The 14308-nt window shown below is 69.1% G+C and carries 12 protein-coding genes; 3 read left to right on the top strand and 9 right to left on the bottom strand.

All coding sequences use genetic code 11. The annotated features are described in order from the left end of the window. Positions 1-62 precede the first annotated feature (62 nt). The 3 genes from ACFY0U_RS30160 (at position 63) to ACFY0U_RS30150 (ending at position 3299) form a co-directional block, all read left to right on the top strand. Positions 63-1106 (top strand): NAD(P)-dependent alcohol dehydrogenase, encoded by a 1044-nt coding sequence (locus ACFY0U_RS30160; RefSeq protein ID WP_388641176.1) that lies wholly within the window; start codon positions 63-65, stop codon positions 1104-1106. 295 nt (positions 1107-1401) lie between these two features. Beyond that, complete coding sequence (locus ACFY0U_RS30155; protein WP_388641175.1) at positions 1402-2319, top strand: alpha/beta hydrolase family protein; 918 nt, start codon at positions 1402-1404, stop codon at positions 2317-2319. A gap of 26 nt (positions 2320-2345) precedes the next feature. Beyond that, on the top strand, positions 2346-3299 hold the full coding sequence (locus tag ACFY0U_RS30150) for an alpha/beta hydrolase (protein ID WP_388641174.1): 954 nt from the start codon (positions 2346-2348) through the stop codon (positions 3297-3299). 56 nt (positions 3300-3355) lie between these two features. Here the strand turns inward: ACFY0U_RS30150 and ACFY0U_RS30145 are convergent, their stop codons facing one another. From ACFY0U_RS30145 to ACFY0U_RS30105, 9 genes are all read right to left on the bottom strand, one after another. Next, on the bottom strand, positions 3356-4228 hold the full coding sequence (locus tag ACFY0U_RS30145) for an aldo/keto reductase (RefSeq protein WP_388641172.1): 873 nt from the start codon (positions 4226-4228) through the stop codon (positions 3356-3358). 156 nt (positions 4229-4384) lie between these two features. After that, positions 4385-5884, bottom strand: coding sequence for an aldehyde dehydrogenase family protein (locus tag ACFY0U_RS30140; RefSeq protein WP_388641170.1), 1500 nt, complete (start codon positions 5882-5884; stop codon positions 4385-4387). 46 nt (positions 5885-5930) lie between these two features. Beyond that, the gene (locus tag ACFY0U_RS30135) at positions 5931-6959 is read right to left on the bottom strand and encodes a zinc-binding dehydrogenase (protein WP_388641169.1); all 1029 of its coding nucleotides are present in this window, start codon (positions 6957-6959) and stop codon (positions 5931-5933) included. A 27-nt stretch (positions 6960-6986) separates the two neighbouring features. Next, positions 6987-8468, bottom strand: a complete 1482-nt coding sequence (locus tag ACFY0U_RS30130; protein ID WP_388641167.1) for an MFS transporter — start codon at positions 8466-8468, stop codon at positions 6987-6989. Between the two features lie 506 nt (positions 8469-8974). Further along, positions 8975-9754, bottom strand: coding sequence for an IclR family transcriptional regulator (locus tag ACFY0U_RS30125; RefSeq protein ID WP_388641165.1), 780 nt, complete (start codon positions 9752-9754; stop codon positions 8975-8977). A 115-nt stretch (positions 9755-9869) separates the two neighbouring features. Beyond that, complete coding sequence (locus ACFY0U_RS30120) at positions 9870-11360, bottom strand: NAD-dependent succinate-semialdehyde dehydrogenase (RefSeq protein WP_388641164.1); 1491 nt, start codon at positions 11358-11360, stop codon at positions 9870-9872. Then, positions 11357-12367 (bottom strand): (Fe-S)-binding protein, encoded by a 1011-nt coding sequence (locus ACFY0U_RS30115; RefSeq protein WP_388641162.1) that lies wholly within the window; start codon positions 12365-12367, stop codon positions 11357-11359. Before ACFY0U_RS30115 ends, ACFY0U_RS30120 begins: the two co-directional genes overlap by 4 nt. A 60-nt stretch (positions 12368-12427) precedes the next feature. Then, on the bottom strand, positions 12428-13489 hold the full coding sequence (locus ACFY0U_RS30110) for an FAD-linked oxidase C-terminal domain-containing protein (protein WP_388641161.1): 1062 nt from the start codon (positions 13487-13489) through the stop codon (positions 12428-12430). Continuing rightward, entirely contained in the window at positions 13413-14279 is an 867-nt protein-coding gene (locus ACFY0U_RS30105; RefSeq protein WP_388641159.1) for an FAD-binding oxidoreductase, read from the bottom strand. Before ACFY0U_RS30105 ends, ACFY0U_RS30110 begins: the two co-directional genes overlap by 77 nt. Positions 14280-14308 lie beyond the last annotated feature (29 nt).

The raw sequence follows: 14308 nt of genomic DNA, 5'->3' as shown, positions 1-14308 counted from the left end.
CTCGTCACCGTGCCCGGCCGGAAGGCAGCCGGGCACGAGAGCACTGCTAGGAGATCCCCCACATGACGACCGTTGCTGCTTACGCCGCTCCCGCCGCGAAGGCTCCGCTGGAGCGCACCACCATCGAGCGGCGCCCGGTCGGCGAATTCGACGTGCTGATCGACATCAAGTTCGCCGGCATCTGTCACTCCGACATCCACCAGGTCCAGGAGGGCTGGGGTACCGCCATCTTCCCGATGGTCCCCGGTCACGAGATCGCCGGTGTCGTCTCCGAGGTCGGCCCCGGTGTCACGAAGTACCAGGTCGGTGACCGGGTGGGCGTCGGCTGCTTCGTCGACTCCTGCCGGGAGTGCGACAACTGCAAGGCCGGCCGGGAGCAGTACTGCACCGGCGGCGGCATGATCCAGACGTACAACTACCTCGACAAGGACGGTCAGCCCACCTACGGCGGCTACTCCGAGAAGATCGTCGTCGACGAGAACTACACCGTCCGGATCCCCGACGGCCTCGCCCTCGACGTGGCCGCACCGCTGCTGTGCGCCGGTATCACCCTGTACTCCCCGCTCAAGCACTGGGGCGCCGGTCCCGGCAAGAAGGTCGCGATCGTCGGTCTGGGCGGCCTCGGCCACATGGGCGTCAAGATCGCCCACGCGCTCGGCGCCGAGGTCACCGTCCTCTCCCAGTCGCTGCGCAAGCAGGAGGACGGCCTCAAGCTGGGCGCCGACCACTACTACGCCACCAGCGACCCGAAGACCTTCGAGGAGCTGGCCGGCACCTTCGATCTGATCGTCTCCACGGTCTCGGCCCCGCTCGACTTCAGCGGCTATGTGAACCTGCTGAAGATCGACGGAGCCCTCGTGAACGTCGGCGCCCCCGAGGAGCCGATCTCCGTCAACGTCTTCCCGCTGATCATGGGCCGCAGGTCGATCGCAGGCTCCGCCATCGGCGGCATCGCCGAGACCCAGGAGATGCTGGACTTCTGCGCCGAGCACGGCTTCGGCGCGGAGATCGAGGTCATCGCCGCGTCCGAGATCAACGAGGCGTACGAGCGGGTACTGAACAGCGATGTGCGCTATCGGTTCGTGATCGACACCGCGACGATCTGATCCGGGATTCCCCACCCCAGTCCTGTGCCCTTGTCGGGCCGCCGCACTGCGGCCCGACAAGGGCACAGCCATGACGTACACGGGTGCAGGGAGGAATTGCTCCCTGGGACAATTCCCTCCCCCTCTCCTTCCCTATCCAGGCCGAGCCCAAGATGCGGAAAATGTGTCCAAGGGCCAATCTTGATGGGAATCCAGACGCCCGGAGCACCACACACCTTGCAGGTCTGCAACTCGAACAGTTCAGGCGACGACGGTGTCGAATCAAGCACCGTTGCCGGGAAATCAGGAGCGTACCGTGACCGAACTCGACATGGCCGAGCTGGCATTCAACGGATTCGTCGGACAATGGACGGAAGGCACGACCGATGGCCGGCGCGCTCCTCTGCTCCGCCGGCCCTCCGAACCGGGCCTGGCCTACGAGGACGTGACGTTCCCGTCGATGGACGGTGTACCGCTCGAAGGCTGGTTCATCCCGGCCGACTCCGACCGGCTGATCATCCACAACCACTTCTCCCCCGGCAACCGCTACGGCTACCCCGGACACCTGCCGGGCTGGGACCGCTTCGGCGGCTTCGAGGTCAACTTCCTGCCCGCCTACAAGGGCCTGCACGACGCCGGCTACAACGTGCTCGCCTACGACCTGCGCAACCACGGCATGAGCGGCTACGGCAACGGCGGCATCTGCACGATCGGACTCACCGAGTACCGCGACGTCATCGGCTCCCTGCGGTACGTGAAGACGCGCCCCGACACGGCGGGCATGAAGAAGGCCCTGCTGTCGGTGTGCCTGGGCGGCAACTCCACCGCGGTGGCGTGGGCCAAGCACCCGGAGGAGTTCGACGAGATCCAGGCGATGGTTCTGCACCAGCCGTTGGAGGGCAAGTCCATCGGCGAGCAGTTCTCCAAGGGCATCGGCTTCGAGGGCGGCTACGACCGCCTCGACCAGGCCGTCCTGGAGCGCACCGGCTTCCACCTGGCCGAGCAGTCACCCGCGAAGTACGCCTCCGCGATCACCGTGCCCACCCTGGTCGGACAGGTCCACGACGACGTCATGACCACCCCGGAGGCCGTGCAGGCGGTCCACGACGCCATCCCCGTCGAGGACAAGGAGATGCACTGGATCTACGGCACCTCCCGCCGCTTCGACGGTTACAACTACTTCAGCGAGCACCCCGAAGTCGCCGTCGCCTGGTTCGACAGCCACGTCCGCTGACCGGCGGTGAGGGAAAGGCCAAGGACATGTCCCCCACGGACAACTACATCTTCGACCTCGACGAGAACGTCACCCGCACCCCGGTGTCGTACAAGAACCGGTTCGGCATCACCATCGCCGCGGACCTCTACCGGCCGCGGGACTTCGACACGTCCCAGCGCCATCCGGCGATCATCGTCGGCGCACCGCACAGCGCGGTCAAGGAGCAGGGCTCGGGCATCTACGCCCAGACCCTGGCCAAGCGCGGCTTCGTGGCGCTCGCCTTCGACCCGTCGTTCAACGGCTACAGCGGTGGCGAGCCCCGGCACATCACCTCGCCGGAGATCTTCACCGAGGACTTCAGCGCGGCCGTCGACTACCTGGGCACGCGTGACTTCGTGGACCGCGCGCGCATCGGTGTGATCGGCATGTGCGGCAGCGGCGGGTTCGCCGTCAGCGCCGCCCAGGTCGACCGGCGCATCAAGGCGGTGGCCACGACCAGCATGTACGACATCGCCCGCGCCTACTCCAAGGGCCACCGCGACTCGATCACCGACGAGGACCGCATCCGCATTCTCGACGAGCTCGCCGAGCAGCGGTACGCGGACTTCGAGGCCGGGCATCCCGCACTGGCCCCGCGCGGGGCGCCCATCGGATTCGACGAGAACACCGACCCGATCGGCCGTGAGTTCGGCGAGTTCTACTCGACCCCGCGGGGCTACCACCCCAACGCCATCACCCAGTTCACCCTGACCAGCACGATGGCGTACATGAACTTCTCGCTGCTGGACCACATCGCGTCGATCTCGCCGCGGGCCCTGCTGTTCGTCGTGGGCGAGCACGCCCACTCCCGCTACTACAGCGAGGACGCCTGCGAACTCGCCGCGGAGCCGAAGGAGTTGTACGTCGTCCCGGGCGCCGGCCACGTGGACCTGTACGACAGGACGGACCTGATCCCGTTCGACAAGCTGGAGGAGTTCTTCACCAAGAACCTCGCGTGAGCGCCACGCCGAGTACGTGACGGGGGCATCCGGACGGCCGGATGCCCCCGTACCTCTTATACGGCTTCGGTGAGGGACCGGAACTCGTCGTCCGTGAGGTCGAGCAGCGCGGCGGCGGTGTTCTCCTCCAGGTGTGCGACCCGGGAGGTGCCGGGAATCGGCAGCATCACCGGGGACCGGCGCAGAAGCCAGGCGAGGGCCAGCTGCGACGGACTCGCGCCGTGCTGCTTGGCCACGGCGTCCAGCGGGCCACCCGGGCGGGCGAGTTCGCCGGTGGCGATCGGGAACCAGGGGATGAACGCGATGTTCTCGGACTCGGCGTAGTCAAGAACGTCCTCGGCCGAACGGTTCGCGAGGTTGTAGAGGTTCTGCACGGAGACGATCTCGGCGTGGGTGCGGGCCTCCTTCAGCTCCTGGACCGTCACCTCCGACACTCCGATGTGGCGCAGCTTGCCCTCCTGCTGCAGCGCGGCCAGCTCACCGATCTGGTCGGCGAGCGGAACCTTGGGGTCGATGCGGTGCAGCTGGTACAGGTCGATGCGCTCCAGCCCGAGATGGCGCAGGCTCAGCTCCACCCGCTCGCGCAGGTGCTCGGGGCGGCCGTTGGGACGCCAGTCCCCCGGGCCCGGGCGGAGGAGGCCGCCCTTGGTGGCGATGACCAGGTCGTCGGTGTAGGGGTGCAGCGCCTTGCGGATCAGCTGCTCGTTGACGAACGGCCCGTAGGCGTCGGCCGTGTCGATGAAGGTGACGCCCAGTTCCACGGCCCGGCGCAGGACCCGGACGGCCTCGTCCAGATCGCGCGGCTCGCCCCACACACCGGGGCCCGTCAGCTGCATGGCGCCGTAACCAAGACGGTTGACCGTCAGGTCGCCCCCGAGGTCGAAGGTGCCCGAGGCTACGGCGGGGCGCTCGGTGGGCTGCGTACTCATAACTGGTCCTTTGAGAGAGTGCGAAGGTCCGGACAGGCCACCGGCCTGCCTATTCGAGGCTTACACCGCCGCCCGACACGGAAAAGGGAGAGATCCTTCCCCCCTTCCGGCAGGTTGGCTCCTTTGCCGACAGGGCTCGCCCAGGCTGAGAGGGGGCTACAGCTGCAGGTAGACGCTCTTGGTGTAGAGGTAGGTGTCCATGTGTGCGGCGCTCCCCTTGGAGCCGTAACCGCTCAGCTTCGTGCCGCCGAATCCGACCAGCGGATCGATGCAGCCGTAGCAGTTCACCCACATCGTGCCGGTGTGCACGCCCTGGACGACCCGGAGCGCGGTGGACAGGTTCTGTGACCACACCGCTCCGCCGAGGCCGTATTCACTGTCGTTGGCGATGGCGATGGCCTCGTCGACGTCGTCGAAGGGCAGGATCGACAGCACCGGGCCGAAGATCTCCTCGCGAGCGATGCGCATCTCGTTGGTCACGCCGGCGAAGACGCTCGGCTGCACGAAGTATCCGTTCGCGAGGTCGCCCTCGAACCGCCCGCCGCCGCGGAGCAGTTCGGCCCCTTCTTCGCGGCCGACGTCGATGTAGGAGAGCACCTTGTCCAACTGGGGCCGGGAGATGACCGGCCCCAGCGTGGCGTCGGCGTCCAGGCTGTGGCCGACGCGCAGGGTGTCCGTGAAAGCCAGCAGCCGCTCGGTGAACTCCTCGACGACGGGCCGCTGGACCAGCACCCGGGTGCCGGCGAAGCAGATCTGCCCGGAGTTGGCGAAGACCCCCATCGCGGCTCCCGGTACCGCCTTGTCCAGGTCCGCGTCCGCGCACACGATGTCCGCCGACTTGCCACCGAGCTCCAGCTGGAGCTTCTTGATGTTCGCGGTGGACGCCTCGATGATGCTGCGTCCGGTCTGGGTCGATCCGGTGAACGCGACGCGGTCGACGTCGGGGTGGGCCGCCAGCGCGTGTCCGGCCTCCTTGCCCAGGCCGGTGACGACATTGACGACGCCCGGCGGCATTCCGGCCTCGTGCAGGATCTCAGCCACCCGGAGCACCGACAGAGAAGCGTCCTCCGAAGGCTTCAGTACCGCGGTGCACCCGCTGGCCAGAACCGCGCCGATGATCCAGAACTGGCTGTTGAGGGGGCCGTTCCACGGAATGATGCCGCCGATGACTCCGACCGGTGCCTTCAGCGTCATCGTGGCGACGTTGCCGGGGATGCCGTTCATCAGCGTCTGACCGCTGATGTTGGCCGCCTGTGAGGCGAAGAACGACACCATCTTCAGCAGGGCGGGCTTGGTGGTGCGCAGCCTCGTGACCGGGGCGCCCATGTCCAGGGCCTCGATCTGGATCAGTTCCTCGAACCTTTCGTCGAGGATCTGGGCGATGCGCGTCAGCAGCGCCTGGCGTTCGTACGGGGTCCAGGTGCTCCACCGGCCCTTGAACGCCTTGCGTGCGGCAAGGACCGCGCGATCGACGTCGGCCTCGTCACCGGCGGCGAGCCGTGCCAGGACCTCGCCGGTCGAGGGGTCGACGGTGGTCAGCGTCTGCCCGGAGGCGGCCGGGACGCTCCGGCCGTCGATGAAGTGGTGGTGCACCTCGCGGGAGATGAAGACCTGGGCCTGCTTGCACAGGGCGGGGTTCTGCTGGAATGTGGTCACTGCTTGCCTCTCAACGGACCTTCGATACGCCATGGTCGAAACTCCGTCAGTCGAAGACGAAGACGCCCTTGCCGATCTGACGCCGGTCGAACAGGTCGTAGGCCCGCTCCGCGTCCTCCAGCCGGAACTCGTCCGTGAACAGCGACTCCACGTCCAGGCCGCGCTCGGCCACGAACAGGGCGCACTCCTCCTGGAGGTTCTTGCTGAAGGTGAGCGAGCCCATGACGGTCTTCTGCAACTGGATGAGGTCCTCACTGTCCAGCTCGACCTTGCCGAAGACCCCGACCATGCACGCGGTTCCCCAGCGCCGGAGCGCCTGGACCGACTGACGGCGCACGGTGGCGTTGGCGCTGCACTCGATGGACTTGTCCGCGCCTTCACCGTTACGGGTCAGCGCACGGACCGCGGCCACGGGGTCCTCCTCCCGGGCGTCGACGACGTGGTCGGCGCCGAACCGTTCGGCCATCTCCAGGCGGGAGGGCTCGACGTCGAGGGCGATGACCCGGGCCCCGAAGGCCTTGGCCAGCATGGTGCAGCTCAGGCCCACGGGGCCCTGCCCGAAGATCGCCACGGTCTCGTCGGCGGACAGGCCGACCCGCTTGATCGCTCCGAAGGCCGTTCCGGTGCCGCACGAGATGGCCGCACCGGTCTTGTACGAGAGCGAGTCGGGCAGGCGGATGAGCGTGTGCGCGGGGACCTTCATGAGGTCCGCGTGTCCACCGTCGCCGTCCAGCCCGCCGTATACCGTGCGCCCGTTCGGACAGTACTGCGTCCAACCGGAACGGCAGTACTGACAGGTGCGGCACCCGTCGTAGTGGTGGACCATGACCCGGTCGCCGACCTTGGCCTCGCTGGGTCGCACGGCGTCACCGACGAGTTCGACGACCCCGCACGGCTCATGCCCTTCGATCACCAGCTGAGCTCCGGTACGCGCCGGGCCGTGCAGGTGGTTGAGGTCGCTCCCGCACATGCCGGAGGCCTTCATACGGAGGACGACTTCGTCCGGCCCGGGTACGGGGTCGGGGAACTCGCGGAGATCGAGCTTGCCCTCGCCCAGGAAGACAACAGCTTTCATGTCAGTGCTCCTCGATGGTCGGGAGGATCAGCCGGGCAGGCCGGGACGCCGAACCGCGGGAGACGGGCCGGAGAGCGAGGGGCCGACAGACGTCCCCGCCTCTCGCCGTACGTCATGTGTGGCGGCGGCGCCCTCCGGTCCGCCGTCGGTGTCTCCGTCCGGGGCGATCTGCGCCAACGCCTCGGGAGACGTGTCCACACCGGCGACGGCGTTGAGCAGGGTCACCGCGACGTACATGCCCGAGACGGCCAGGATCACCCCGACGACGCCGGCGCTGTTGAACAGCCACAGGACGATGAAGGGCGAGAAGATCAGGCCGACGCGACCGACGGTCTGGGCGAAGCCGCCGCCACGGAAGCGGAAGGCGGTCGGGAAGAACTCCGGGGTCGTTCCCAGGCTCAGGGTCAGGAACGACGCGACCGTGGCGACCAGGACGAAGCCGACGGCGATGACCAGGGCAGGCGACGTCATGAACGGATAGATGCCGGCGAAGACCGCGGCCAGCGACCCGAACATCATGATGCTCTGACGCCGTCCGAGGCGGTCGACGATGAACGCGCACAGCAGCGGTCCCGCGACATAGCCGGACATGATGGCCGCGTTGAACCCGAGGGACTTCGACACGGTCATCCCCTGCTCCACGAAGAACGTGGGCATCCAGCCGGTGACGGCGTAGGAACCGAACAGACAGGTGACGGTCAGGATCAGCGCCATCAGCGTCCGCCGGATGACGGGGCGCGAGAACAGCACCGTGATCGGCACCCACTCGGCCTTCTCGTCCGCCGCGTCGGCCACCCGGTGCGTCACCGGAGACTGGCCGGCCTCCGGGTTCGAGACGCCGGACTCCCGCTCGATCTTGCGGATGACGGCCTCGGCCTCCTCGTACCGCCCACGCGACTCCAGCCACCGCGGCGACTCGGGCATACCCCGGCGCAGCCACCAGGCGATCATGGCGCCGACGCCCCCGATGATGAACATCCCGCGCCAGGACCACCCGGGAATGACCACCCAGCCGACCAGCGAGGACAACGAGACACCGAGACCGGCGAAGATGCCGAGCAGTCCCAGGTAGCGGCCGCGGCGGCCACGCGGAATGAACTCGGTGATCATGCCGTAGCAGATGACGTACTCCGCGCCCATCCCGATGCTCATCACGCCTCGCAGGGCGATGAGCACCTCCATCGACGGTGCCAGCGCCGCGCACAGGGCGAGGAGCCCGAAGAGCGCCAGGCTGAACTGGAAGGCGAAGGCGCGTCCGACCCGGTCGCTGAGCCAGCCTGCGAAGATCGCGCCGATCGCGAGACCGGCGAAGGTGACCGACAGGAAGAGCGAGTTCAGCTCCAGCGTCGAGAAGCCGGTGTCCAGCACCGACGCCAGCACGCCGGCCGACAGCGTGTTGTCGAACGAGTCGAAGAACATGCCGAGGCCGACCAGCAGCGCCAGGCGCCGGTGGAAGGGGCCGACGGAGAGACTGTCGAGCCGCTGGCCCGCGTTGACGTGGGTGTTCATCGGCCGACCCCTTCCGGGACGGCTCCGGTGATACGCGCCTGGTCGGCCAGGCGGGGAGTACGAGTTGCGCACGGATTCGGTCGACATTGTCCGGTCATGCGGCTTACTACCTTCGGCTCGGTGTCCGGCGCGCGGCGGCGGGAACACGACGATGTGTTGGTGAAGCGGCCCTGCTCATGGGTGAACCGTCGGGAACAAATTGAACTGGCGGCTCCGCCTGGACACGTCGGTGGGACATGCCGGCGGTTCATCAGCGACGGTGCACAGCTCCTCGCAGCGGTGCTTGAAAATATCCTGCATTATGAGACTTCGTCAATGGCCGGGACCGAGGCGTCGGCCATCGCGGTGCTTCGTTCGGCAGGACCTGACCATTGCAAGAGCGAACCGCATCACGGAAAGCGGCGCGGCCCACGAGGAGACGCCGCTACGGCGTCGGGGAACGCCTCGACGCAAAGGTGAAGAGCAGGGCGCCGCGCGGGGTTCGGCCGCCCGCGTCTTCGGGCGCGTCAGTCGCGCTGCTGCTCCAGCAGGCGTTCCGACATCGTCGCCGCCGCCTGCTTGACGGCGAGCACCGCGTGCTCGACCTCGACATCGCGGCGCTGGTTCTCGTCCCAGGCGACACCGACGCTGCCCAGGGCCGTCTTCTGGTCGGTGAGAATGGGCGCGGCGACGCTGTAGACACCGGGGTTGAACTCGCCCACGGTCAGGACGTAGCCGGCCTTCTTCATCTCGCCCAGGGTCGCGCGGAATTCGCTCCACGTGGCACCCAGGCCGGCGTTCTCGATCTCCTTGCCCTGACGGGCGTAGATGGCCTTCAGCCGGTGATGGGGAAGGTGGGCCAGGATGACCTTCGACACCGCTCCCTGGAACAACGGGCGCCGCTGCCCGCGACTGAACCGGTTCGCGGGGCTCGACGGGGCGCGGTGTTCGCCGACACACAGGACCGAATCGCGAAACGCGGTGCACAGAAGAGCCGAGTGCCCGATCTTCTCGACCAGCTCTTCGAGCACGCCATGGCTGGCCAGGAGCAGCGGGTCGGTCAGGCGGATCTGCAGGTCCATCTCGATGATCCGCGGGCCGAGGGTGTAGTAGCCGTTGCGCGCCGAGCTGAGCAGACCCGCCTCGTGCAGCGTCTTGATGTAGCGATACCCCGTCGACCTGGAGGTCTCCAGGGCCTCGATGATGGCGGCCGTCGACCACACGGGTTCCGTTTCGCTGAACAGCTGCAAGATGTTCAGCATCTTGGCCAGGCTGCCCGCGCCGTCCGGAGTCGCTGTCGCCGTCACCTTTGTGACGATATCCCACATTATGAGATATCGTCAACAATTCAGGTCGGTGCACCGCTCATGATAGTGCCCTGCCGTGTGAGGGGGCTGGGCCCCGCTCGGCCGCGGCACCCGGTCACGCCCGCGGGACCGCCATGTACTTGAACTCCAGGAACTCGTCGATGCCCACACGGCCGCCCTCGCGGCCCAGTCCCGAGGCCTTGACGCCGCCGAACGGCGCGGCGGGGTTGGACACGATGCCGGTGTTCAGGCCGACCATGCCGACCTCCAGGGCCTCCCCGACCCGGAAGCCGCGGTCCACGTCCTGGGTGAACAGGTAGCCCGCCAGGCCCCACGGGGTGTCGTTGGCCATGCGGACCGCCTCCTCCTCCGTGTCGAAGGAGACGACGGGCGCCACCGGACCGAAGATCTCCTGGGACATGAGGTCCGACTCCGCCGAGACGTCCGAGAGGACGGTGGGCGCGTAGAAGTAGCCCGGACGGTCCGGACGGTTGCCGCCGCAAACGACCTTCGCGCCCTTGCCGACGGCGTCGTCGACGAGCTCCTGCACCTTCCGCAGCGCCTTCTCCTCCACGAGCGGGCCGACCTCGGTGCCCGGCTCGGCGCCGTCGCCCACCGTCAGCGCGCCCAGCCGTGCGGCGAGCCGACGGGCGAACTCCTCGGCGACGGGCCGCTGGACGAAGATCCGGTTCGCCGCCGTGCAGGCCTCGCCCATGTTGCGCATCTTGGCCGCGACCGCGCCTTCCACGGCACGGTCCAGGTCGGCGTCCTCGAAGACGAGGAAGGGGGCGTTGCCGCCGAGCTCCATCGACGAGCGCATGACGTGCTGGGACGCCTGCTCCAGCAGGCGGATGCCCACCGCGGTCGAGCCCGTGAAGCTGATCTTGCGGGCGATACCGCTCGACATCCACGGCGAGACCACCGAGGACGGGTCGGTCGTGCACACCACGTTGAGGACGCCGGCGGGGAGTCCGGCCTCGACCAGGATGTCCACGAGTGCCAGGGAGGAGAGCGGGGTGAGGTCGGCGGGCTTGAACACGATCGTGCAGCCGGCCGCGATGGCCGGTCCGATCTTGCGGGTGCCCATGGCGAGCGGGAAGTTCCACGGGGTGACGAGCACACAGGGGCCGACGGGCTCGCGCGAGACGAGGATGCGGTTCTTCCCGTCCCCCGTCGTCGTGAGGTCGCCGCCGATGCGGACGGCCTCCTCGGAGAACCAGCGGAAGAACTCGGCGGCGTACGCGACTTCGCCCTTGGCCTCGGCGAGCGGCTTGCCCATCTCCGTGGTCATGATGAGGGCGAGCTGGTCCTGGCGCGCCATGATGAGGTCGTAGGCGCGGCGCAGGATCTCACTGCGCTCACGGGGACTCGTCCTGGCCCACTCCTTCTGCACACGGCCCGCGGTCTCGATGGCGCGCCGCGCGTCCTCGGCGCCGCCGTCGGCCACGGTCGCGATGACCTCCTCGGTCGCCGGATTGACGACGTCGAAGCGGGCACCGGACGCGGCCTCGCCCCACTGCCCGTCGATGAAGACGCCGGTGCTGACGTGGGCGATGGCCTCGCGCGCTTGTCGCGAGAGGCGGAGGGCGCTGACATCGGTGGTCATGAGAGTTCTCTTCCCTTGGAGGGGCGGTCTGTGGAAGTGGTGGTCGCACGCGGGTCGAGGACCTGGGCCAAGTGCAGGCCGGGCCTCGAAGGATCGAGCTGGTCCACCTGCCGGGCGCACGAGAAGCCGTCGGTCAGCACGGCGACGTCGTGGCCGGTGGCCCTGAGCGCGGGAGCGAGCGCGTTCTCCGCGACCCGCATGCTCACGTCGTAGTGCTGGGCCTCGAAGCCGAAGTTCCCGGCGACACCGCAGCAGCCGTCCGCGTCGACGACGATGCGCACACCGGCCGCCTTGAGTGCCGTGCGCTGGGCCGCGGCCCCGAACACCGAGTACTCGTGGCAGTGCGTCTGGAGTACGGCCCGCTCCGGCACCGGACGCGCCGAGGACGGCTCCCAGCCCGCAGCCACCCGATCGGCGACGTACGCGGCGAAGCTGCGCACACGCGACGCGACGCGCCTGGCCTGCTCCGTGGGGACCAGTTCGGGCAGATCCTTGCGGAGCGCGGCCGCGCAGCTCGGTTCGATGACGACGATCGGCCGGTCGGTGCCGTCGTCGAGCGCTTCAGCGGCCTTGGACAGCAGCCGTTTCGCGGTGCCGAGCTGGCCGGTCGAGATCCAGGTGAGGCCGCAGCAGGCGTCGGCCGAACAGACTACGGAGTCGCCGGCGTCCGCGAGGACACGAGCCGCCGCACCGGCCACCTCGGGCCGGAAGCCGCGCGTGAACGTGTCCACGAACAGGACCACCGAGGCTTCACCGGTAACGGCGTCGGCGATCTCGCGCCGCCACTCCCCCGCGCCGGCGAACCGCGGCAGCGCGCGCTTTGTCGTGAGCCCGCCCGCTGCCGCCACGACCTTGCCCAACGGGGTCGCGAGGACCGCGTTGACGAGGCGGGAGAGGCGACCGGTCAGCTTGAGCCAGCGCGGGAGCCAGCCGAGCGAGAAGTGCGCGAGCGGCCGTAGGCGGCCCCGGTAGTAGTGGTCGAAGAACTCCGACTTGTACGTGGCCATGTCCACCCCGGCCGGGCAGTCGGTCGAGCAGGCCTTGCACGACAGGCACAGGTCCAGCGCCTACCGGACCTCCTTCGACCGCCAGCCCTCCTCGACCGTGCGCGCGCCCCGGACCATGTCCTGGAGGACGCGGGCACGGCCCCGCGTCGAGTCCTTCTCGTCCCGGGTGGCCCGGTAGCTCGGGCACATCACCCCGCCGCTGTCCGCGCGGCACCGGCCCACGCCGATGCAGCCCTGGACGGCGTGCACCCACGGATCCGTCGCGGCGGATGTCGCCGGGTGCAGGTCGAAGCTCGTCCGCCACTCGCGCTGCGGCACTCCCGCGAGGGCGAGGTGGGCGTCCATGGGATCGGGATCCGTCATGGAACCCGGGTTCAGGATGCCCTCGGGGTCCCACAGACGGCGGCACTCGGCGAACGCGGCCATCATCTCGGGCGAGTACATGAGGGGCAGCAGCTCGGACCGGGCGCGGCCGTCGCCGTGCTCGCCGGACAGCGATCCGCCGTGCCGGACCACGAGTTCGGCGGCCCGGTGGGTGAAGCGGCGGAAGACCGTGCGACCCTCCTCGCTGCGCAGGTCGTAGGTGATGCGGATGTGCATGCAACCGGCGCCGAAGTGCCCGTACATGACGCCGGTGAGCTGGTGCTCCGCCAGGAGTTCGCGGAGGTCCGCGAGGTAGTCGGCGAGCCGCTCGGGGGCGACCGCGGCGTCCTCCCAGCCGGGCCACGACTCGCCCCCGGACGCCAGACGGGAGGAGAGTCCCGCTCCGTCCTCGCGGACCCGCCAGAGCGAGGCGCGTTCCGCCGGGTCCGTGGCCGCACGGCCTTGTACCAGCCGCCCGTTCTCCGCCAGCCGCGCGAGCAGCTTGTCCGCCTGGGCGCGCACCGACGCCGGGTCGTCGCCGTCGAGGTCCACGAAGAGCCAGGCCCGCCCCTCGGGCAGGCCCAGGACGGAATCGGGGCCCCTGCGGTGGCGCATCGTGGCGACGATGGCCTCGTCGGTGCCCTCGACGGCGGCCGGCGAGAACTCCAGGATCGCCGGGATGTCACGGGCGGCGTCGACGACGTCCTCGTAGCCGAGGCAGACGAGCAGCGCGCTCGCCGGCTTCGGCACGAGCTTCATACGCGCCCACGACGACGGCCCACGTTCCCTCGGAGCCGACGACGGCGCGCGCGATGTTGAACTTCTTCTCCGGCAGGAGGTTGTCGAGGTGATAGCCCGACACCTGCCGGGGAATGCGGCCGAGTTCGAGGCGGAAGGTGCTCAGGTTGTCCTGCGCGAGCCGTTCCAGCGCCGCCGCGAGGGACTTCGCCCGGCCTGCGGAGAACGCGTCGGCCGGGTCGGTGGCCCGCACACCCGTCTCGGTCGCCGTCAGGCGGGCCCCGTCGGACGTGACCAGGTCGATCTCCGCCACGTGGTCGGAGGTGCGGCCGTAGCGGACCGAGTGGTTGCCGCACGCGTCGTTGCCGATCGCTCCGCCGACCGTGGCGCGGTTCTTGGAGGAGGGGTCGGGTGCGAACGTACGGCGGCCGCCGGTCGCGCGTTCCACCTCACGGGAGAGCGTCGCGAGGACGACGCCGGGCTCGACGTCGACCGTCCCGGCCTCCTCGTCGACGGCACGGACACGGTCCATGTGCCGCGAGAAGTCCAGGACGAGCCCGGGGCCGATGGCGTTGCCCGCCATGGACGTTCCGCCCCCGCGGGCGATGACCGGGGTGCCGCTCGCCCGGCACACCGCGACGGCGGCGACGACGTCGTCGACGGTGCGCGGGAACGCCACCGCGAGCGGTTCGACACGGTAGTTGGAAGCGTCGTAGGCGTACTCGGCGCGTCTGCGTGGCGACGCGTCCGCCGGCACTCCTGCCTCCGCGAGTTCCCGGAGCAGCGCCGGGCGGCCGGCGGAATCGGTCATGGGCGTGGGCTCTTTCTCGCGAGGTCAGG

This window comes from Streptomyces sp. NPDC001536 (genome assembly GCF_042894505.1).
Lineage (GTDB): Bacteria > Actinomycetota > Actinomycetes > Streptomycetales > Streptomycetaceae > Streptomyces.
Note: the sequence above shows the minus strand (reverse complement) of the source record. Positions and strands in the feature narration are given on the sequence as shown.